The organism is Haloarchaeobius amylolyticus, assembly GCF_042678045.1.
GTDB classification, from domain to species: Archaea; Halobacteriota; Halobacteria; order Halobacteriales; family Natrialbaceae; genus Natrinema; species Natrinema amylolyticus_A.
Window position 1 is genome coordinate 402,231 of sequence record NZ_JBHUDI010000001.1, and the last position, 19,810, is coordinate 422,040.

A 19,810-nucleotide genomic window follows, 5' to 3' on the forward strand; every position below is an offset into this window, starting at 1 on the left:
TCACTTCGTCAGCGAGACGAGGATGAGCACCATTCCACTCGAGACGACGGCCGCCTGAACGAGGGCAGCGGACACGATCGTCGTCCGAAACATGAGGTAGATCAGGCCCTCACAGATCGCCCCCGCACCGATAAACACGAAGCCTGCGGCAACGTATAGCATCGGCGTTTGGCCGTTTCGCCGGTAGCCGTGATACGCCAGATACGCGACGACGAGGCTCAACACGAGCGTGATCAGTTTGGCGATGACGAACGAGGCTTCCATCAGTCGTCACCCCGGAGGTCGTCCCAGAGCGACGTGAAATTGTCAGCGAGTTCGTCACGCGTCTCGAGCGTCAGCGACAGTTCGCCATCGGTGAGATCGACGTGGAGCCCCTCGAGTGCCGTTTCGAACTCGCTTCGGTGGGCACCGTCCGCGTCGACTGTATTCCGTTCTTCGATGAGCTCGAGGTCCTGAAGCGTCGAGACGCGTCGATAGATCGTCGTGAGAGAGGCGTCACACTCCTCGCTCAGGGCCTTCGCGGTCATCGGACCCTGGTCGGCCGCGACGAGTATCTTTCGTGCGTATTCGTCCGCGAGGATCTGAAATATCTCCGACGTGTTCGGGGAGCCACCGTGCTGCACACGATACACCCCGACGTTCGCTGCCAAATAGGCCACGATTTGCTGGTTCAGCAAATCGCCGCGGCTGCCTTGAAGCCACTCGGTGTCGATCTAGGACAGCGTCACAATCACGGAACCATGACGGACTACCTCCTCTCATTTAAACCCGCGATCGGACTGTACGGCCAACACGATCCGAGCGCCGTCCTCTTCGAAGACGGAACACCCGTGTTCGGCGTCGAAGAGGAACGATACACGCGGGACAAACACGCCACTGAGACGTTCCCCGATCGTGCGATTCAAGCCTGCCTCGACCATCGCGAACTGGAGATCACGGATCTCGATCGCATCCTGCTCCCCTATGATCCGACGCTCCGCAGTGAGATCGCCGCTCACTACCTGACTGACGCGATTCGAGCGCCCGGACTCGGCCGAAAACTCTCGGCGCTCGAACACACGCTCACCACCCAGCTCCGCAGCCGATTCGTCCCAACGCGACAGATCGAGACCCGCCTCGAGTCGTTCGGAACGCCGCTGCCGCCGATCGAAACGATCCCGCATCACCGCTGTCACGCCGCGAGTGCGTTCCACCCTTCGGGCTTCGACGAGGGGATCGTCCTTACCGTCGACGCAAAGGGTGAGTACGACGCGACGGTCGTCTGGTACGCCGATAGCATCGGGCTGCAGCGCGTGCGCACGTACGAACACCCCAACAGTCTCGGCCTCTTCTTTGCGGCCGTGACGGAGTTCCTCGGCTATCGCATGTTCAACGGCGAAGGGAAGGTGATGGGACTCGCGCCGTACGGAGACGACAACCCCGAGATCGAATCCGTCCTCCGGAGCCTGATCGACACGGGCGTCGACTACGACGTCACCGACCTGACGAAGCGATGGGGGACCGGCCACGGCGTCGAGACGCTCGAGAACGCTTTCGGCCGACCCCGGAAGGAGTCGCCCGGATCGTTCGACCAGTGGGAGAAAGACCTCGCGTACACGGCCCAGAAACTGCTCGAGGAGACGGTCGTCGACATCGCGGAGTCGGCAGTCGAGCGATTCGATACCGCCACCGTCGCGCTCGCAGGCGGGGTCGCGCTCAACTGCAAGCTGAACCAACGCGTCCGAGAATCACCGGCCATCGATGAGGTCTTCGTCCAACCTGTCGCTCACGATGCCGGCCTCGCACTCGGTGCGGGCTGGTCGCAGCAGCGTCCGGCAGACGTCGACCGCCAGACCGACGTCTACCTCGGCCCCGAGTACGCAACCGACGAGATCCGGTCGACCCTCGAGACGAACAAAATCGAGTACACGGAGCCGGACGACCTCGAGCGGTACGTCGCCGAACGGCTCGCGGACGGTGACCTCGTCGGCTGGTTCCAGGGTCGGATGGAGATGGGGCCCCGGGCGCTCGGCGCCAGAAGCATCCTCGCCGATCCCCGAACTGCTGCGTCCCGCGATCGGGTCAACCGCTTCGTCAAACATCGCGAGGAGTGGCGCCCGTTCGCGCCGTCGATGCTCGAGTCGGCCGCCGAGGAATACCTCGTCGACGGGCGTCCCTCGCCGTTTATGATCGACGCCGACGACGTCCGGCCGTCGAAGACCGACGAGCTCGAGGCCGTCTTGCACCCGGCCGACGACTCGACGCGGCCCCAGACCGTCCGCGAGGACCAGCACCCGCGCTATCACCGACTCATTTCCGAATTCGCCGACATCACCGGCGTCCCGGTCGTCCTCAATACGTCGTTCAACGACCACGCAGAGCCGATCGTACGGACACCGACGCAGGCGATCAAGGACTTCTACGGGATGGGGCTGGACGTGCTCGTCCTCGAGGACATCGTCGTCGAAAAAGACGTCTCGGCGGAAAAGACACCCGTCGAACGACTCGCAGTCACGAACTGATCTCGACTCGAGCAATCACACGCTCGTTTCGGGCGTTTGGCGAGCGCTCTGACCGGCTGTGAATCGAGGTATGCTGGCCGAGCGATCGGTGCTGACTCGAGTCAGTACCATAACGATATTGTATTATAAGAGCACTGCTGGACGCTGCGTTCGACCAAATCCCGTTATGCTGCTGCGTGCGCCTCGAGCAGTTCGACGACTGTCTCCGCGCTCTGGAAGCCGTCGTCGAGGCGCGCGACCTCCTCGCCGTCTCGCAGGACGACGAGCGTCGGCACGCTCCGAATACTGTATTCGTCGGCGACGTCCGGAACGAGGCCGGCGTTTACCGTCGCGACGGCACCCGGTGCGCTGCGAGCGACCGCGCTGAGTACCGGCTCCATCGACGCACAGATCCCACAGCCCGACGTGATGAACTCGAGCAACACGAGGTCGTGTGCCGAGAGCAACTCGTCGTAGTCGGCGGCACTGTCCAGTTGGACGGGTTTCTGGGGGCCGGTTCCATCGCCGACCGTCTCCGAAGGCGCTGTTTCAGTCATTACCGAAACAACGGGTCACCAGTACTTGAGTGTTTTGTGCATCTTGTGCAATATTGCCGTAGTCGAATCGTGGTCATCGCTCGGGTTGTCCGTGCTGGGTCGCTCGATATCGTTGCTTGGCCGCGTCCTCGACTGGCGTTATTTCTCGCTGGCCGTCGAACGAGTGAGAAACCGATGACCGACACCACGACGACGAGTCCACGCAGGCCGAACCGGGACGGGAGTTGGGTCACGATTTCTCGGAGCTGAATGCGGTTCTCGGCCACGCCTCTCGCGGGTGAGTTCGCCGCGAGACGACCTGACGTTCGCGGCTCGACCAGACGACGTGAAGCATCACGGTGATAGCTACGAGGTCTATCGCGCTTGCGTGCGACTGCTCCAGCAGAACTTCTTCGCGACGACGCTGGACCCATCCCAAAACGTCGAACTCGGTGGCGACTACCGGCGACCGACGCTGAAGATCACGCTGCTCGAGGCGATCGCGAACCAGCTGTGGCGAATCTACTTTGCACTGCTGACTGTACTCTGTCTCGCATGGCTCTTTCGCGTCACCGCCTTCGCGCCGGGCGAGAGCCTTCCCGATGCCGCGGCCATCGCGTCTGTCCCCGGCGTCGTCGTCGCAGGGCTCGTCGGAACGTTCTACGTCGGCCATCTCGTGCTCGCGTTCTGGCCACTCGAGCGCGAGGCAAAGAGTAGTTTCGCGAGACCGAGGCTAGCGACTGGAAGGATTCCGAGTGAGCGCCTGCGATCACGTGGCGCAGGTCGGACACGTGCGTTTGTGGCGCGTGTAGATCAGCCCTGCCAACAGCGCCACGGAAACCACGCCGAGCAGCGGCCGGAGCGGATCGAAGTATGTCATGAGCGCGGACGAACTGAAGAGCGCGAGCAGGAAGACGTTACAGATCGGACAGCCGACGGCCAGAAAGCCACCGACCAGCCCGCCTATCGCCCACCGATCCTCGCTGCTCGTGTCCCCGTCTTCGCCCTCGAGTCCGGCCTGGGGAACGTCGGTCGCCACCCGCTGTGCGGTGTAGACGCCCGCCAGTAGCGCAGTCAGCGTCAGGAACAGGTAATCGACCGGGGTCCGCGGGACCATCCGGACGTACAGCGGGTTCGGAACGAGGCCGGTAACGAGTCCGAACAACACGAAGACGCCGATCCCGGCTGCGATTCCCAAGCCGATCGCTCGCCGATCGGTTCGGATCGATCGGACGAATCGGCGTCCCGTCATTGCGTCGCCTCCGTCGTGAACGCACATCGTTCGGGATGGCCCGCCCGCCCTAGGAAGAACAGCAACAACGCGAGTCCACCGACGCGAAGCAGTGCGCCGTCGTACGGGAGTACTGCCAACCCGCCGGCGAACCCGAGAAAGCCGAGGAGTCCGGCGCCGCAACTCGCACAGCCCGACGCGAGGAGTCCCGGCACCACGCCGGAGAGATCGGTGAGACTCGAGAGGCCGACGACCCGCAGTTGCGCGACGGCGTTGACGACTGCGACGCCCGAGAGCAGGGCATAGAGGACGATGACCCCGAGCCCGGTCCAACCGTCGGTTCGGTAGACCGTCTCCGTAAGCGAGACAACGACGTACTCGAACCAGTGAAGGCCATCGCCGAGCATCTGGAGCGAGAATTCGGGCATCGTGCTCAGGATCAACAACACGTACGTCGCGACCGTCACGAGTACCAGCCCGATCGTTCCCCGCCACGTCTCGAACGGGTACGAGACCGCTTCGGAGAGGTTCGTCAGGTATCCCCTGATCGAATCGCGCGATAACATCTAGATGAACCGATGTAGTGATGGTTGAAATGTCCGACTCCGATTTGCTGAGTCAGCAAATCTCTTCCCCAGTTTATCCAGACAATAATGACGGTCCCGACGCGGCACCGCCTGGGTAATGGTATCCGAACGCGATTCGGACGACGGCTCGTCTCGCCGACGACTACTGGCCTCACTCGGTGGTGGCGCTATATCGACGACGCTCGCGGGCTGTGCGGACGTACTTCCGGACGGCGCCACCGGCGGGGACGAAACCGGTGCCGTCAAGGGCGACATGGCCACCGGTCCCACGAACTGGCCAGCCATCGAGACGGGCGAGGTCCTCTCCGACTTCGAGACGCTCGAGGAGTGGACCGCCCGAACCGGCGAGCTCTCGGCCGCCCCCGACGAGGCGCGACTCGGATCGCAGGCGGCGGTCGTCGAGAGCGACGAGGGAACCGCCGGCATGGAGCTCCGCTTCCCTGACGGCATCGATCTCGAGGGGTGGGACGTCTCGTTGGCGGTCAAACCGGAGTCCGCCGATCGCATCATCGTCGAGTTCCTCGCGCCGACGCGGCGCGAGCGCCTCTCGAGCATTCGCGTGGTGCCGGATGGGTACGACGGCTGGTTCCGAATGGACTGTGGCTATCAGCAAAAACCCGGTGACGATCCGGATCTCTCGAATGTCACCGGCATCAATATCATCGCGGACGGGCCCGAGGGTGGGCCGAGCAAACTGCTGGTCGACGACCTCCGGCGAACCGAATCGGCAAGCAACGGCGCGGTGGTCCTCGCGTTCCACGGCGGTCACGACTCACACTACGAGATCGGCGCCGAGCTGCTCGCGGAGCGCGACTGGCGTGGGGCGGTTCCGGTCACACCCGAGCAGATCGGCGACAGCGGTCGCATGGGTCTCGATGAACTCCGAGAGCTCAGCGACCGCGGCTGGGACGTCTGTTCGCTCCCAGCGGTGTCGACACCCTTGCCGGACCAGCCCGCAGACCGGCAGCGATCGGTCCTCGAGACCGCTCGCGACGCGCTCGCGAGCGACGGCTTCGAGGATGGGTCGCGCCACCTGTTCGTCCCTGACGGACGAATGGATTCGACGACCTACGACGTCGCCAGGGACGTCCACGAGTCGACGTTCCTCTACAGCGCCGGAACGACCAGCGTGCCGCCGACCGAGAAGCACATGATCCCGTTCATTTGGGGGCCCGCGCTTCACACCGGCGTTCGCCGCCACCTCAACATCTCCGACCAGTACGACCTGCTCACCGTGGTGCGGATTCCGCGGCTCGTCGACGCGGACGACGTGGGCGTCGACGAGAACAGGATGTCGCTCGACGACTTCGGATTGTTGCTCGATCACATCGAACACCGCGGCCTCGACGTCGTCACCCCATCCGATCTCGTCGACGGGACGCTTGACCTCGACGGCGACGAACCCTCGATCGGAACGCGGCCGAGCGGGACCGTCCTCGAGGCGGGCCAGTCCCACACGTTCGAAGGAACCGGCTCGGGCGAGTCGCCGACGTTCGAGCTCGACGACGGCGTCGTCGTCGCGACCGTCACCCACGACGGCGGGGCGATCACCGTCGACGTGACGAAACCCGATGGGCTCGGACGGAGCGAGAACCTGCTGACCACGTCCGGAAAGGCGACCGGCGAATCGATCATGGCCGTCGACGACGACACCTACAGGCTCGAGGTCGACGCCGACGGCGCGTGGTCGATCGACCTCTCCCAGCCCGCGGTCGATGCGGCCGACCTCGAGGACCTCCCCGTCGAGGCGTCCGGCACCGGCTCGGCGTTCGTCGGCCCGCTGTGGACGGATCGTGACGTCAGGGTCGTCGCGACACACGACGGCGACGGCACGTTCATCATCGACGGCTACGGTTCGGACGGCAGTCGCGAGGTTCTCGTCCATCGCACCGGCGAGTTCTCGAACTCGCGGTCGTACAAGGCCGGCGGCCCCGTCTGGCTCAACGTCGAGGCTGACGGCAACTGGACGCTCGAGATCAGCCATCCGTAACCCGTTAGCTCCGATATATGTCACACGGGCTGCTGTCACTGGTTAATTCACCCGCAACCAGTCATGTGGATGCGCCGGCATCCACTGACAGGAGTTCGTCTCAGCCGCTGCGCGGTCAGGGACAGCCGGTTTCGCCGATCGCGTGCGGCTCCGATCCCTGATCGACGGATCGTGACGCACCCGACTCGAGGGTCACGACCATCGCCCGGCCGCCGTAGCCATGGACCTGATCGTGGCCGCGGACGACGACACACGTCACGTCGTCGGGAATTTCGATCGTCGCCGAGCGCGTGAACGGCTGCTGGGAGTGGGCGTGGCGCAGGTCGCGCCGTCCGAGTTGTACACCCTCGAGGCGCTCGACTTGCCACCAGTTCGCGTAGCCGTCCTCGCCGTCGTCGTCGTGATGAAGCATCACGTCGAACGTATACGTGCCGTCCCCGCCGTCGACGGCGACGTCGACGACGTTCGCTTCCCGCAGGTCGAGGTCGGCGCCACCGTGCTCAGCGTCGTCGGCGTCACCGTCCGGATCCCCACCATCGTTCCGGTCGCTACAGCCGGCCAGTATCGTGAGTGCAACCGCACCGGTGGCGTTCCGGAGCAATCGGCGGCGTGAGAGACTGGTCCCGAGCACGGCTCTTCGGTCGGCATCCGCTGGTAAATTATGATCGACGATTCTCCGAACTGGCAACCGGCCTCGAGTGGCGACAGCGAGAGAGCAGCCCCAGTCACGATTTGCTGAGCGAGCAAATCGCCGATTCCATTACGGTTCGATGGTGAGAACGGACGCGAGTACAAACCATGTCGCTCGATCAGCCATCCCGTCGTGCTCTCGTGACCGGTCTCGTGGGCGCTCTCGGCGGGGGTGCCTATTTTCTCACCCGCTCCGGCGACACCGCGACGAAGGAACAGGTCTCGTCGTTTCACTCGAGCGACGAGACGTCGGCGTTCGGCATCGACCTCACCGGGAAGCCGATCATGGGCTCGCCCGATGCCCCGATTCAGATCTACTACTGGACGGACTTCCAGTGTCCGTTCTGTGAGCAGTTCGAACGGGAGACGCTCCCCGAACTCGTGCCCGAATACGTCGAGTCCGGCGACGTTCGCATCGTGTTCATCTCGCTGCCGTACTTCGGCGAGGACTCGATGACCGCCGCGGTCGCCAGCAAGTGCGTGTGGAACCAGGTCCGTGACTCGGACCCATCGGCGTACTGGAACTGGCACACGGCGATCTTCGAGGAACAAGGCGAGAAAAATTCGGGATGGGCCTCGAGCGAGAACCTCCTCGAGTATACCCGTTCGGTCGACGGTATCGATGCCGATGCGCTCGAGACCTGTCTCGACGAGCGTCGATCGACGCTCGAGACTCAGGTCGATACGGACGCCGAGCAAGCGCGTTCGAACGGGATTTCGGGGACACCGACGTTCGCCATCATCGATCGTGGCTCCGGATCGTTCGAAACGCTCGTCGGTGCCCAACCGAAAGACCGGTTCGACGAGGCGATCGAGTGGGTTCAAAAGGAGTGAGACGGACCCCTGTCAGTGGGTTCGTGTGAGCCGTGTCGTCGAACAGACTGCGCTTTTCCGTTGGATCAGGCCATCCTCGGGCAGTCGCTCGCTCGTGGTGAGCGGAACGGTCGACGAGGGAGCGCCGAGAGGGGGGACGTGTCTCACTCGTATTCGAAAACGCGTGCCATTCCTCGCTCCAGGTGATAGACGTTGTGGCAATGAAACAGCCAGTCCCCGGGGTTGTCAGCCAGGAACTCGAACGTAACCGCTCCACCGTGGGGTGGCACGAGGACGGTGTCCTTGACGGCGTCACCGACCTGAAAGAAGTGACCGTGGAGGTGCATCGGATGGATCGCCGGGCTACGGTTCAGCATCTGCACCCGAACGTGTTCCCCCTCGCTGATCACGATCGGATCAGCGTCCGGATACACCTGTCCATCGATGGTCCACGCATCGGGCGCTTGCATCATCCCACCCGAGAGGGTGACGTCGATCGTTCGATCCGGCGAGCCGCCGAGATCGAGCGGCTCAAGCGCCTCGAGATCGCTGTACCCCAGTCGCCGCCCGTCGAATTGCGGACGGTCGATCGAATCGGTGGTAGTCGCGCCATCGGACCGCAGTATCGCTTCCGCGGGTTGCTCGTCCCCGACGATGGGGGCCGCGACGATGGCCCACTCGCCAGGTGAGTCAGCCTCGACGAGTACGTCGTAGCGTTCGCCCATACTGATATCGAGGGAGTCGACTGTCACCGGTTCGACCGGTCGTCCGTCGGCATGCGTGACGGTCAGCGAGTGCCCGCCGATACCGACGCGGTACGTTGTGGCGCCGCTGGGGTTGATAAGCCGCAACCGAACGCGCTCACCCGCCTCGACGTCGAACACTGGTGGGTCGGAGGGAAGGCGTCCGTTGATGACGAGTCCCCCGTACGGAGGGCGTTGCACTTGTTGCCCTTGCAGTGGGCCGCGACCCCCGAGTCTTCTGACTTCGCTCCGTCTACTGGGCCCGCCACCAGGACCGCCGCCAGGGCCACCACCAGGACCGCCACCACCGGGGCCGCCTCCACCTGGTCCACCACCCGGTCCACCTCCCGGTCCGCCGCCGGGGCCGCCACCTGGACCATCACCTGGTCGGCCTCCACCGGGTCCATCTCCGCCACCACCAGGGCCGCCATCGCCGGGTCCACCGCCACCCGGGACACCTCCGTCGTCAGGACCGCCGGGCCCACCATCGCCGCCAGGACCGTCACCGGGACCTCCGTCGCCGGGGCCACCACCGTCGCCAGCCCCTCTACCGGGCGGTGCTTCGATCGAATCGAGCGTGGGACTCCCCGAGAGGTAGTCGTCGATCAGCAGCGTGTACTCCCGGTCGTACTCGACGTGAGGGGACTCCTCCTCGACGATCAGTGGCCCGTTGAGTGCCCTGTCGAGTTGCAGCCCGACGTGGCTATGATAGACGTACGTACCCGCCGGCGATGCCTCGAACTCGTAGGTAAATGTCTCGCCCGACGGGATAGGATCCTGCGTGACGTTCGGTACACCGTCCATTGGGTTCGGGACGGGAACGCCATGCCAGTGCACGGTCGTCCCCTCGGGCAACTGGTTCTCGACCGAGACACGGAGCGTCTCCCCTTCGCTCACGCGGAGTTCCGGACCCGGAAACTGGTCGTCGTACAGCCAGGCCTCGTCGCCATCGTCCAGCGCCCCCTCAAGTTGTCCCTCCGTGGCGACGAGGGTTCCGTCCCGGACGCTCGCATCGCCGTCCTGTCGGGCCTGCTCGAGCGCGGTCCCGCTCCGACTCCCCGTGAGTGCCATTAGCATTGTGGCGCCGCCGACGCGTAATACGTTGCGCCGTCCGACGTTCCGTTTGGGACTGACCATCACGGTCCCTCCCACAGGCACGAAGAAAAAGGAGGGGTGAACGGAATCAGGGATCGTCGAGTCTCCAGATTCGGTTATCTGCCATACGAATAATGCAGGGATGATCACTCCCCTCGCAGCCCCGTACCGACATGCGACCCACATGCGAATCGACACGGAATACACGAGCGAGTGGCAGAGACTCGACGGGTCGCAGTCCGCCGAGTGGGATCGAGAACCGAGCGTCGTGTGTTTCCACGTGAGCGATCTCCACGGGCAACTCGTCCCGCAACACCACGTTTACTACGACAATCCCGACTCGCGTCCCGATTTCGACTTCGGCGAGGACGACCGGGTCCTCGAGCGCGCCGGTGGTGTCCCGCTGTTGACTGCCAAACTCGAGTGCATCGCTCTCCCGACCTCGGTTCCCACGCTCACCTCGTGTCAGTGTCTGACACTAACCGCGCTCGAGCGACGCCAGCGTGCTCGTCGGCGAACCACCTGATGACGCTCCCCTCCGCACGGTGGAGGATTTCGCTACACGTCGCTTTCGAGATGTCGAGGTCGCTTGCGACGTCGGTGAGCGTCGCTTCACGCGGCGTCGCGTAGTAGCCGCGCTCGAGCGCCGCCAGCAACACCTCGCGTTGTCGCTCGGTCAAGAGGTCGTCGGCACGGGTGTGACCGATCTCGTGAACGTACTCGAGGGTGTACTCGATGCCGAGTTCGTCGAGCAGCCGACCGAACTCGGAAAACCGGGCTGACGCTGCGGTCACTGTCCACGTCGCCTCGCCGTTTCGGACGGTAAACGGCATCTCGATGGGGATACCGGACTGCAAGACCGGCTGGAGGATCGAAGGGCTGGTCGTTTCGACGTGGAGCAACGCACTCGACTCCCCTTTCCAGAGGAGATCGAAGTCGACGATGTCCGCCCGATCGGCCATGTCGGTGATCACCGGGAGCGGATCCGCCGTCTGTAACTCGATGAGGGCGATTCCCGTCCGTTCACCGGCCAGTGCCGAGACGACCTCGAACGTCGTCTCGGGGTGGGACTGGGACACGTCGTTGATCCACATCGTTTCGGGGATCGAGATCGCGAGCTTCGCTCGAGGCACGTGACTGACTCTGTGTGACAGTACCGTTCCATTGACTCCTAATATGTTCGGTCTTGCCTGATTTATTCGGCCACTCCTCGCGTGTTCGGATCAACCGATACCTGCATTGCGTGGCTACGATCGCGTAGAGAACCAGTGTCATCGATGCAAACGCGCACGAATCCGTTCATCGTCATGGCCGGACTGTACCTGACGGTCGGCTTGGCCGCCGTGGTGGGAGCCCTCGCCGTCGAGTCCGGTCTCGTCGAATCGCTGCCCCGCCTTCGGTGGGTGCTGATCCATCTCGTGACGATCGGCGGGCTGACCCAGGCCGTCTTCGGCGTGCTGCCGTCGCTGGTGACCGCAACCGACGCGTCGGCGCGACGGCCGGCCGACAGCCACCGGTGGCTGCAGTGGCTCGCGCTGAACGCCGGCTACCCGTTGCTCCTCCTCGGGATGGCGACCGGTACGACGCTCGTCTCGATCACCGGTGCGACGATCGTCCTCGGTGCGCTCGGACTCCTGGTCTCGACCGTCTTGCGAACGACTGGGAGGGCGACTCCCCGCGGACTCAGTCGCTACTACCGACTCGCACCGTGGTTTCTCGTCGTCGGGATTCTGGCGGCGTTCGGGATGCTACTCGGAATCCACGGGCCCGGCGGCTATCTCGGCTCGCTAGAGGCCCACGTGCACGCGAACGTCTGGGGCTTTCTGGCGCTTATCGTCGCTGGGGCCCTGTTGACGCTCCTGCCGGCACTTCTCGAGGCGGAGCTTCGGTATCCTCGACTCGTGTCGGTCACGTTCTGGGGGCTGACGATCGGCGTCGTCGGCCTCGTCGCTGGCCCGTGGCTCGCACGGCACGAGGTGACGATCCTCGGGCTCGCCAGCTACGTCGTCGGGACGGGCGCGCTGTTGGCGAACGTCGTCGGCACGTACCGTCGCAGCGACCGCAACCACACCCGTCGCATCGCGCTCGTGCTCGGGGCGTACCTGTGGCTCGCCTTCCCCGTGCCCTGGGCACCGTTCGTCTTGCTCGTTCCGGATGCCGTCCCCGCCGGTGCGATCGAAATTGCGGCCATCAACGGCCTGATCTTCGGCTGGATGCTCCAGCTCGCGATGGCGTTTCTCCCCGTCGTGGCGGCGGCGTTCGCACAACCCGTCGCGGACCGTGGCGTCGTCGAGGCAGTGGCAGCGGTCGCTGCCGAGCACCCGCAGCCGTCCTGGATTCAGGTGGGAAGTGTGAACCTCGGCATGCTCGCACTCTGGCTGACGGCAGTTCCCGTCCTCGGCGAGCTCGCAGCAAGCGCGACGCTCGCAGGGTTCGCGCTGATCGCCGTCGCCTGGGCGCTGTTCGTGGTCTCGCTCTGGCGGTCGATCGCGTCACCGACGAGCGAGGGTGCGGGCCGGCGTGGCGCAACACGCGATGCGGCATAAGCCATCATGCCGGGATACTGACACGCACGCCCTCACGCGCGGCGCATGCATGATGCCGCGTCAGTACACCCGCTGTATTTCGGGCTTTGTTCAATACTATCCCTGCGAGGGACAACCGGCCGGACACCAAGCCTTTGTCCGGGCGTGACAAACGGCCGCGCGATGGTCACGCGTCGAACGATCCGATCGCTCGCCCTCGCGGGCGCCCTCACCGCCGTCGCTGGCGTCGCGTACGCGCTCCGCTGGCGGCGAAACCCGTCGCCGTGTCCGTACTCCCAGCGCGTCTGGATCGATCTCCCCCGGCCGGTCATCTCCCGGTCCGGATTGTGCGAACTCCTCGAGCCACAGCCCGGCGAGCGACTCCTCGAGCTCGGGCCAGGAACCGGTTACTACACGGGCACGGTCGCGGAGGCGGTCGAACCGACCGGAGAGGTTCACGCCGTCGACGTCCAGCGGCCAATGGTCGCGGACCTCCGGACGCGGCTGCGCGAGCGCGGCGACGACAACGTCGTGCCGATCCACGGTGACGGCCGGGCACTTCCGTACCCGGACGATAGCTTCGACGCCGCCTATCTGGTCCTCGTCCTCGGCGAGATCCCCGACCCGGAGCGGGCGCTCGCCGAACTCGAGCGGGTGCTAAAACCCGGTGGCCGGCTCGTCGTCGGGGAGTCGCTTCCCGATCCCCACTTCGTCACGCGCGAGACGCTTCGGGAACGCGCCGAGGAACAGGGGTTCCAGTTCGAAAACGACGTCGGCACGCGGGGCAGCTACTTCGCACGGATGACCGTTCCGCCGTCGAACGGTGACTGATACGGACTCCCGTCAGTCAGTTGCAGTGCATCCACAGGACGGTCGCGGTCCCACCGGCAGATCGTGTGACTGCGCTTCGAGCCGGCGATCGCCTCACTCGATCGTTGATGGTCCTTACACGATTGCTCAGGGAGATCGACATCCGAAGCAGACCAGTAGCTGCCGTAAAGTCCGTTTTCGACGTCATGCCACGATAGTTTCCGTCACCCGACACCGACGTATGACGGTATTGTGCAATACATACAAAACCTTTAAACGTGGCCGGTGTGTAGGGAGTCGTGATGGCAACTGATGCACCTAGCGGCTCCGGACAGTCACTCGACGAACCACTCCACGTCGAAAGCGCTGATCACTTCGAAGCGGTCACCAGCGACTACGACGTCGTGCTCGTCGACTTCTACGCCGACTGGTGTGGGCCTTGTAAGATGCTCGAGCCCGTCCTCGAAGGACTGGCTGGCGAGACCGACGCCGTAATCGCGAAGGTCGACGTCGATCAGCACCAACAACTCGCTGGCTCGTTCGGCGTCCGCGGCGTCCCGACGCTCGTGCTCTTCGCGGACGGCGAGCAGGTCGAACAGCACACCGGCGTCTTGCCGGCTGACCGACTCCGCAACCTGATCGAAGGCTATACCGAATGAGCGAGGACATGACTGAGACCGTCCACGACGTGATCGTCGTCGGCTCCGGCGTTTCCGGACTCTCGGCGGCTGTCTACGCTGCGCGAGCCGACCTCGAGCCGCTGGTTCTCGAGGGGCCAGAACCGGGTGGCCAGCTCACCCTGACGACCGACGTCGAGAACTACCTGGGCTTCCCCGAGGGTGTCGGCGGCATGGAGCTGATCCAGAACGGCAAGGAACAGGCCAAACGCTTCGGCGCCGAGTTCGCCCACGGCACGGTCGAGCGCGCGACGCTCGAGGAGCGCCCGTTCGAACTCGAACTCTCGAACGGTGACGTCCTCCGCACACGCGCGCTGATCGTCGCCAGTGGTGCGAGCGCCCGCTGGGTCGGCGCGGAAAACGAGGACGAACTCATGGGCTACGGCCTCTCGACGTGTGCCACCTGTGACGGCGCGTTCCACCGCGGCGACGACGTCCTCGTGATCGGCGGCGGCGACAGCGCGATGGAAGAGGCGCTCTTCCTCGCAAAGTTCGCCGAGAGTGTGACGATCGTCCACCGCCGCGACGAACTGCGCGCCTCCGAGATCATGGCCGACCGTGCCCGCGAGCACGAGGACATCGAGTTCCGCTGGAACACGGAACTCGAGGCCCTCCACGGCTCGCAAGAGGAGGGCGTCACCGGCGCGACGCTGATCTCCCATCCCGACGGTCACCCCAAGGAAAAGGCCGACGATGGGATCGACGTCGACCGGGAGACCGTCGACGTCGGTGGCGTCTTCTACGGGATCGGCCACACGCCGAACACCGAGTTCCTCGAGGGTACCGGCGTCGAACGCGACGCGGACGGCTACCTCCAGACCGAATCGGACGACGAAGGTCGAGCGACGACCCACACGGCTGTCGACGGCGTCTTCGCCGCCGGCGACGTGGCCGACTCGCGCTACCGCCAGGCGATCACCGCCGCCGGCACCGGCAGCATGGCGGCCCTTGACGCAGAGGACTACCTCGAGACGCTCGAGCACGAACAGCGCGCACCGGCGATGGCACCGGAACAGTAGGCGCGACAATAGCGCTCGCGATCAGAGGCACGCAGCGTTCACCCACTTCACTATTCACTGACTGCGTTCGTTGACTCCTGAATCCTTACGCGCGACCATCTCCAGACCGATCCAAGAGATGACGACCTCGTCGTTTTGATTGATTCCCTCGAGTTTTGTATTCACGTAGCCGCGCGTGGGGTCGCTCTCGGAGACGCGCTTGTCGAGTACTTCGGTCCGAATCGAGAGCGTATCTCCCGGTGTTACGGGCTGGTGCCACCGGAGTTCGTCGACCCCGCGAGCCCCCATGGCAGCCCGGTCCTGGATCGGGCCATCGACGAGCAGCCGCATGCAGATCGACGCGGTATGCCAGCCCGATGCGACCAGCTGGCCGAACGCCGAGTCCTCTGCGGCCGCCTCGTCGGTATGGAACGGCTGGGGGTCGTACTGTTCGGCGAACTCGAGGAGTTCCGCTTTCGTCACGTGATACTCGCCGAATTCCTCGGTGTCGCCGATCTCGATGTCCTCGTAGTATCGCATTAGGGTGGCATCGGAGATGTGTCGCCAAGAACCTGTGGGCCGAGGCAGTATCGTGCCAGTTGAACTTCCAAACATCTATGCGCTGCCGCCGTGGCGATTTCAGTATGACACTCGAGGGACACGCCGTTCTCGTGACCGGCGGGGCGGGCTTTATCGGATCGAATCTCGCGAACCACCTGTCGGAGTCGAACGACGTCACCGTCGTCGACGACTGCTATCTCGGCACGCCGGCGAACCTCGCGGACGACGTCGAATTCGTCGAGGCAAGCGTTCTCGAGGACGAGCTGCCGACGGACGTCGACGTCGTCTTCCACCTCGCGGCGCTGTCGTCGTACGCGATGCACGAGGACGATCCGACGACGGGTGCCAGAGTCAACGTCGAAGGCTTCGTCAACGTGGTCGAACAGGCCCGACAGGACGGCTGCGAGACGGTCGTCTACGCCTCGACGTCGTCGATCTACGGCAGTCGAACGGAGCCGTCGCCAGAGGACATGGCCGTCAGCGTCAACACCGGCTACGAGGCGTCGAAGCTCGCCCGGGAGCGCTACGGCGAGTACTTCTCGAACCACTACGAGATGTCGATGGCCGGCATGCGCTTTTTCTCGGTGTATCAGGGCTACGGCGGTGCCGAGGAACACAAAGGCGAGTACGCCAACGTGATCGCACAGTTCGCCGACGACATCGCCAACGGGGAGTCGCCGGTGCTGTACGGCGACGGCACCCAGACGCGGGACTTCACGCACGTTTCCGACATCGTCCGCGGCCTCGAGCTGGCTGCCGTCCACGACCTCGACGGTATCTACAACCTGGGAACCGGCGAGGCATACGATTTCAACACCGTCGTCGAGATGATAAACGACGAACTCGGGACCGACGTCGAGCCAGAGTACGTCGAGAACCCGATTCCCGAGTCGGTGTACGTCCACGATACCTGTGCCGACGCCTCGAAGATCCGCGACGAGACGAACTGGGAACCCCAGATCGACTTCGAGGAGGGGATTCGACGGGTCTGTGCGCAGTACACGGACGGGTAGCGGTTCGTTCCGCACCGCCGACTTCCGTGCGAAGGAACGACGGGTGAGATAATCGAACTCGTCGGACGGCTCCCGATCGAAAGTGAATGCCGCAGGCGTGTGTACATCACACACCTCAGTATACTATTGACGTGTGTAGTAAATAATCCTGGATTGGTTGTCGTTCCGATACCGAACGGGTCGCTGTCCGGACACGTCGTCACCGCGTCCGATCGATGCGTTTCACCACCAGTAACTATCAGGAAAAACGATGGACGTGAGGGCGATATCCCTGCGAGGGGTTTTTAACACGGCACGCACATCCACATGATATGCGACTCCATAACAGGGGCGTCCGGCAGGACGTCCGCGAACTCGGTGCGTTGCTCGGCGACGTCCTCGAGGGCCAGACCTCCCGCGGGGCGTTCGAGACGGTCGAATCGTGTCGACGGGCCGCGATCGACTACCGTTCCGGCGAACTCGAGTCACGCGAGCCGCTCGTCACGGAACTCGAGGGGCTCTCGTCACACCGACAGCGAACCGTCGCGCGTGCGTTCGCGACCTACTTCGAGTTGATCAACCTCGCCGAAGAGCGCGAGCGGGTCCGAACCATCCGAACGGAATCCCAGGAGGGCACGCTCGAGGACAGCCTCGAGACCGCGGCCGAAGAACTCGGCGAGGCCGACGTCGAGACCGTCCGACAGATCCTCGACGACGTCTTGATCGAGCCGACCTTCACCGCCCATCCGACCGAGGCTCGGCGCAAGACCGTCAAGTCCAAACTCCGCGAGATCTCGACGTCGCTCGAGACCCTGGACGAGCGACTCCTGACCGACAAGGAGGAGCGCCAGCTCTGGCAGGACGTCGACGCCGAGGTGACGAGTCTCTGGCAGACGCCTCAGGTGCGCAACCGCCAGCCCGAGCCCGAAGACGAGGCCCGCAACGTCCAGTGGTACCTCGAGAACACGCTGTTCGACGTCGTCGGCGAGATCTACGACGAACTCGACGAGGCGATCGACGCGGAAGTCCCTGGCGACCTCGAGATTCCGAAACTCTTCGAGTTCCGCTCGTGGGCGGGCAGCGACCGCGACGGCAACCCATACGTCACCCCCGAGGTCACCGCGAACACCCTCGAGCGCCAGCGCTCGGTGATCCTCGATCGCTATCAGGAGGAGCTCAAGCGCCTCTCCGGTGTCTTGAGTCAGGACGGGAGCCGGATCGACGCCGGCTCCGAATTTCAGGCCTCCCTCGAGCGTGACCGTGAGCGCCTGCCCGGCAGCGCACGCACGGCCGAGGAACGCTACCCCGACGAACCCTACCGGCAGAAACTCAAACTCATGCGCGAGCGGCTCCGCCGCGTCGGCGACGTTCGGCCGGGCGGCTACGAGAACGCCGCCGACCTCCGCGACGATCTCAGAGTCATCGCCGAAAGCCTGCGGACCAACGACGCCGACAGCGTCGCCGACGCTCACGTCGATCCGATCCGCCGGCAGGTCGCCACGTTCGGCTTCTCACTGGCGAGTCTCGACCTGCGCGACCACCAGCAGAAACACACCGACGCCATCGCCGAGACCCTCGAGCGCGAGGGGATCGACTACCGCGCCCTCTCGGAGGACGAGCGCGTCGAGTTCCTGACCGACGCCGTCTTACAGGACGAACCAGTGATCGATCTGAGTGAGACCGCCGACCTCTCGGACGACTCGGCGCGCGTCCTCGAGCTGTTCGACAGTCTCGCCGACTGGCAGACCGAGTACGGGGTCAACGCCATCGACACCTACTGCATCTCGATGACCGAGGAACCCAGCCACGTCCTCGAGGTGCTCTTTTTGGCCGACCAGGCCGGCGTTATTTCCCTGCCCGAACATTCGGGAATCGACATCGTTCCGCTACTCGAGACCGAGTACGCCCTCTCGGGAGCCCGGCGGATCATGGGCACGCTGTTCGAAAACGAGGCCTACGCCCAGGCGCTCGAGGCTCGTGGGCGGACCCAGGAGATCATGCTGGGGTACTCGGACTCGAACAAGGAGAACGGGTTTCTGGCGGCGAACTGGTCGCTGTACAAAAACCAGCGCCGGCTGGGGGAGATCTGTGACGACCACGACGTGACGATGCGGCTGTTCCACGGCCGCGGCGGCTCGATCTCGCGGGGTGGTGGGCCGATGAACGAGGCGCTGCTCGCGCTGCCGAACTCGACGGTCACGGGCCAGGTCAAGTTCACCGAACAGGGTGAAGCCATCGCCGAGAAGTACGCTAACCCGCGCATCGCCGAGCGCAACATCGAACAGATGCTCAACGCCCAGCTCCGGGCGCGCAAGCAAGCACTCGACCAGCCCGAAGAGGAGGTCCGCGAGGAGTGGCTCGCGGCCATGGAGACGATGGCCGACGCCGCCCGCAAGGAGTACCGCGACCTCCTCGAGAGCGACGGGTTCGTCCAGTACTTCGAGCAGGCGACGCCGATCCCCGTCATCGAGAACCTCGATCTGGGATCGCGACCGGCCTCCCGGTCGGGCGAGCGCACCGTCGAGGACCTCCGGGCGATCCCGTGGGTGTTCTCCTGGACCCAGTCGCGGTGTATCCTCCCGGGCTGGTACGCCCTCGCGACCGGCATCGAAGCCTACCTCGAGGACGGCGGGTCGATAGAGACCCTCCAGACGATGTACGAGGAGTGGCCGTTCTTCCGGACGACGCTCGACAACGCCGCGCTCTCGCTGTCGCGGACCGAACTCGAGATCGCCGAGCGCTACGCCGACCTCGCGGAGCCGGATCTGCGCGAACGGTTCTTCCCGCGCGTGACCGACGAGTACGAGCGAGCGACGGACCTGATCACCGAGATCGGCCAGCGCGAGCGCCTGCATACCCGTGACTGGCTCGGCGAGAACTTAGAGCGGCGGAACCCGTACGTCGATCCCCTGAACATGTTGCAGGTCTACTTGCTCGGTCGAACTGATCGGACCGACATCGAGGAGCGGACGCTTCGGCTGACGGTCAAAGGGATCGCGGCCGGCATGAAGAACACGGGGTAATCGGATCATATGCCGGTCTAGACACGATCTGCGTCGCTGGATAGTTGCTCGTCGGAATC

At 64.5% G+C, this 19,810-nt stretch carries 19 protein-coding genes and 1 pseudogene; 11 read left to right on the forward strand and 9 right to left on the reverse strand.

What is annotated here, in order from left to right; translation table 11 throughout:
* Nucleotides 1-264, reverse strand: a complete 264-nt coding sequence (locus ACFR99_RS02035; protein ID WP_390283889.1) for a DUF7521 family protein — start codon at nt 262-264, stop codon at nt 1-3.
* Nucleotides 264-623, reverse strand: coding sequence for an ArsR/SmtB family transcription factor (locus tag ACFR99_RS02040; protein ID WP_390283891.1), 360 nt, complete (start codon nt 621-623; stop codon nt 264-266). Before ACFR99_RS02040 ends, ACFR99_RS02035 begins: the two co-directional genes overlap by 1 nt.
* A 117-nt stretch (nt 624-740) precedes the next feature.
* Between ACFR99_RS02040 and ACFR99_RS02045 the strand changes: the two genes are divergently transcribed.
* Nucleotides 741-2,501 (forward strand): carbamoyltransferase family protein, encoded by a 1,761-nt coding sequence (locus ACFR99_RS02045; protein WP_390283893.1) that lies wholly within the window; start codon nt 741-743, stop codon nt 2,499-2,501.
* A gap of 164 nt (nt 2,502-2,665) precedes the next feature.
* Here the strand turns inward: ACFR99_RS02045 and ACFR99_RS02050 are convergent, their stop codons facing one another.
* Nucleotides 2,666-3,037 (reverse strand): thioredoxin family protein, encoded by a 372-nt coding sequence (locus ACFR99_RS02050; RefSeq protein ID WP_390283895.1) that lies wholly within the window; start codon nt 3,035-3,037, stop codon nt 2,666-2,668.
* A 367-nt stretch (nt 3,038-3,404) separates the two neighbouring features.
* Here ACFR99_RS02050 and ACFR99_RS02055 point away from each other — a divergent pair.
* A pseudogene (locus ACFR99_RS02055) lies at nt 3,405-3,641 on the forward strand (DUF2270 domain-containing protein); the annotation flags it as partial.
* 144 nt (nt 3,642-3,785) lie between these two features.
* Here ACFR99_RS02055 and ACFR99_RS02060 read toward each other — a convergent pair.
* Both ACFR99_RS02060 and ACFR99_RS02065 read right to left on the reverse strand, forming a co-directional pair.
* Nucleotides 3,786-4,268, reverse strand: a complete 483-nt coding sequence (locus tag ACFR99_RS02060; RefSeq protein ID WP_390283897.1) for a hypothetical protein — start codon at nt 4,266-4,268, stop codon at nt 3,786-3,788.
* Entirely contained in the window at nt 4,265-4,813 is a 549-nt protein-coding gene (locus tag ACFR99_RS02065; protein WP_390283899.1) for a hypothetical protein, read from the reverse strand. The genes ACFR99_RS02060 and ACFR99_RS02065 overlap by 4 nt, the downstream gene beginning before the upstream one ends.
* A 118-nt stretch (nt 4,814-4,931) precedes the next feature.
* Here ACFR99_RS02065 and ACFR99_RS02070 point away from each other — a divergent pair, with 118 nt between their 5' ends.
* Nucleotides 4,932-6,824, forward strand: coding sequence for a polysaccharide deacetylase family protein (locus ACFR99_RS02070; RefSeq protein WP_390283901.1), 1,893 nt, complete (start codon nt 4,932-4,934; stop codon nt 6,822-6,824).
* A 115-nt stretch (nt 6,825-6,939) separates the two neighbouring features.
* Here the strand turns inward: ACFR99_RS02070 and ACFR99_RS02075 are convergent, their stop codons facing one another.
* The gene (locus tag ACFR99_RS02075) at nt 6,940-7,455 is read right to left on the reverse strand and encodes a hypothetical protein (protein ID WP_390283903.1); all 516 of its coding nucleotides are present in this window, start codon (nt 7,453-7,455) and stop codon (nt 6,940-6,942) included.
* Between the two features lie 167 nt (nt 7,456-7,622).
* On the opposite strand from ACFR99_RS02075, the gene ACFR99_RS02080 reads away from it, so the two are divergent.
* Nucleotides 7,623-8,348: a DsbA family protein gene (locus ACFR99_RS02080; RefSeq protein WP_390283905.1), complete on the forward strand. Its 726-nt coding sequence runs from the start codon at nt 7,623-7,625 to the stop codon at nt 8,346-8,348.
* Nucleotides 8,349-8,491: 143 nt separating this feature from the next.
* Here ACFR99_RS02080 and ACFR99_RS02085 read toward each other — a convergent pair whose 3' ends face one another.
* Entirely contained in the window at nt 8,492-10,207 is a 1,716-nt protein-coding gene (locus tag ACFR99_RS02085; RefSeq protein ID WP_390283907.1) for a multicopper oxidase family protein, read from the reverse strand.
* A gap of 142 nt (nt 10,208-10,349) precedes the next feature.
* Between ACFR99_RS02085 and ACFR99_RS02090 the strand changes: the two genes are divergently transcribed.
* Nucleotides 10,350-10,691: a hypothetical protein gene (locus tag ACFR99_RS02090; protein ID WP_390283909.1), complete on the forward strand. Its 342-nt coding sequence runs from the start codon at nt 10,350-10,352 to the stop codon at nt 10,689-10,691.
* On the opposite strand, the gene ACFR99_RS02095 is transcribed toward ACFR99_RS02090, so the two are convergent.
* A complete protein-coding gene (locus tag ACFR99_RS02095) occupies nt 10,621-11,298 on the reverse strand; it encodes a helix-turn-helix domain-containing protein (protein ID WP_390283911.1) in 678 nt (225 codons plus the stop codon). The two genes, ACFR99_RS02090 and ACFR99_RS02095, sit on opposite strands and share 71 nt — an antisense overlap.
* Before the next feature lie 144 nt (nt 11,299-11,442).
* Between ACFR99_RS02095 and ACFR99_RS02100 the strand changes: the two genes are divergently transcribed.
* The 4 genes from ACFR99_RS02100 (at nt 11,443) to ACFR99_RS02115 (ending at nt 15,196) form a co-directional block, all read left to right on the forward strand.
* A complete protein-coding gene (locus tag ACFR99_RS02100; protein ID WP_390283913.1) occupies nt 11,443-12,711 on the forward strand; it encodes a hypothetical protein in 1,269 nt (422 codons plus the stop codon).
* Between the two features lie 162 nt (nt 12,712-12,873).
* Nucleotides 12,874-13,521, forward strand: a complete 648-nt coding sequence (locus ACFR99_RS02105; RefSeq protein WP_390283915.1) for a class I SAM-dependent methyltransferase — start codon at nt 12,874-12,876, stop codon at nt 13,519-13,521.
* A 281-nt stretch (nt 13,522-13,802) separates the two neighbouring features.
* Nucleotides 13,803-14,159, forward strand: a complete 357-nt coding sequence (gene trxA / locus ACFR99_RS02110; RefSeq protein ID WP_390283917.1) for a thioredoxin — start codon at nt 13,803-13,805, stop codon at nt 14,157-14,159.
* Nucleotides 14,156-15,196 carry an NAD(P)/FAD-dependent oxidoreductase gene (locus ACFR99_RS02115; protein WP_390283919.1) on the forward strand — a complete coding sequence of 347 codons (1,041 nt, stop codon included), beginning with the start codon at nt 14,156-14,158 and terminating at the stop codon, nt 15,194-15,196. Before trxA ends, ACFR99_RS02115 begins: the two co-directional genes overlap by 4 nt.
* Before the next feature lie 54 nt (nt 15,197-15,250).
* Here ACFR99_RS02115 and ACFR99_RS02120 read toward each other — a convergent pair whose 3' ends face one another.
* Entirely contained in the window at nt 15,251-15,715 is a 465-nt protein-coding gene (locus ACFR99_RS02120; RefSeq protein ID WP_390283921.1) for a MaoC family dehydratase, read from the reverse strand.
* Nucleotides 15,716-15,819: 104 nt separating this feature from the next.
* Between ACFR99_RS02120 and ACFR99_RS02125 the strand changes: the two genes are divergently transcribed.
* Both ACFR99_RS02125 and ppc read left to right on the forward strand, forming a co-directional pair.
* A complete protein-coding gene (locus tag ACFR99_RS02125; RefSeq protein WP_390283923.1) occupies nt 15,820-16,749 on the forward strand; it encodes an NAD-dependent epimerase/dehydratase family protein in 930 nt (309 codons plus the stop codon).
* Between the two features lie 311 nt (nt 16,750-17,060).
* Nucleotides 17,061-19,751, forward strand: coding sequence for a phosphoenolpyruvate carboxylase (gene ppc / locus ACFR99_RS02130; RefSeq protein WP_390283925.1), 2,691 nt, complete (start codon nt 17,061-17,063; stop codon nt 19,749-19,751).
* Nucleotides 19,752-19,810 lie beyond the last annotated feature (59 nt).

Excerpts from the sequence above, each read along its gene's own strand:
- ACFR99_RS02080 (WP_390283905.1), top strand. The coding sequence starts at position 7,623 with ATGTCGCTCGATCAGCCATCCCGTCGTGCTCTCGTGACCGGTCTCGTG.
- ppc (WP_390283925.1), top strand. The coding sequence starts at position 17,061 with ATGCGACTCCATAACAGGGGCGTCCGGCAGGACGTCCGCGAACTCGGT.
- ACFR99_RS02120 (WP_390283921.1), bottom strand. The coding sequence starts at position 15,715 with ATGCGATACTACGAGGACATCGAGATCGGCGACACCGAGGAATTCGGC.
- ACFR99_RS02100 (WP_390283913.1), top strand. The coding sequence starts at position 11,443 with ATGCAAACGCGCACGAATCCGTTCATCGTCATGGCCGGACTGTACCTG.
- ACFR99_RS02125 (WP_390283923.1), top strand. The coding sequence starts at position 15,820 with ATGACACTCGAGGGACACGCCGTTCTCGTGACCGGCGGGGCGGGCTTT.
- ACFR99_RS02085 (WP_390283907.1), bottom strand. The coding sequence starts at position 10,207 with ATGGTCAGTCCCAAACGGAACGTCGGACGGCGCAACGTATTACGCGTC.
- ACFR99_RS02090 (WP_390283909.1), top strand. The coding sequence starts at position 10,350 with ATGCGAATCGACACGGAATACACGAGCGAGTGGCAGAGACTCGACGGG.
- ACFR99_RS02070 (WP_390283901.1), top strand. The coding sequence starts at position 4,932 with ATGGTATCCGAACGCGATTCGGACGACGGCTCGTCTCGCCGACGACTA.
- ACFR99_RS02060 (WP_390283897.1), bottom strand. The coding sequence starts at position 4,268 with ATGACGGGACGCCGATTCGTCCGATCGATCCGAACCGATCGGCGAGCG.
- ACFR99_RS02105 (WP_390283915.1), top strand. The coding sequence starts at position 12,874 with ATGGTCACGCGTCGAACGATCCGATCGCTCGCCCTCGCGGGCGCCCTC.
- ACFR99_RS02115 (WP_390283919.1), top strand. The coding sequence starts at position 14,156 with ATGAGCGAGGACATGACTGAGACCGTCCACGACGTGATCGTCGTCGGC.
- ACFR99_RS02050 (WP_390283895.1), bottom strand. The coding sequence starts at position 3,037 with ATGACTGAAACAGCGCCTTCGGAGACGGTCGGCGATGGAACCGGCCCC.
- trxA (WP_390283917.1), top strand. The coding sequence starts at position 13,803 with ATGGCAACTGATGCACCTAGCGGCTCCGGACAGTCACTCGACGAACCA.
- ACFR99_RS02035 (WP_390283889.1), bottom strand. The coding sequence starts at position 264 with ATGGAAGCCTCGTTCGTCATCGCCAAACTGATCACGCTCGTGTTGAGC.
- ACFR99_RS02045 (WP_390283893.1), top strand. The coding sequence starts at position 741 with ATGACGGACTACCTCCTCTCATTTAAACCCGCGATCGGACTGTACGGC.
- ACFR99_RS02065 (WP_390283899.1), bottom strand. The coding sequence starts at position 4,813 with ATGTTATCGCGCGATTCGATCAGGGGATACCTGACGAACCTCTCCGAA.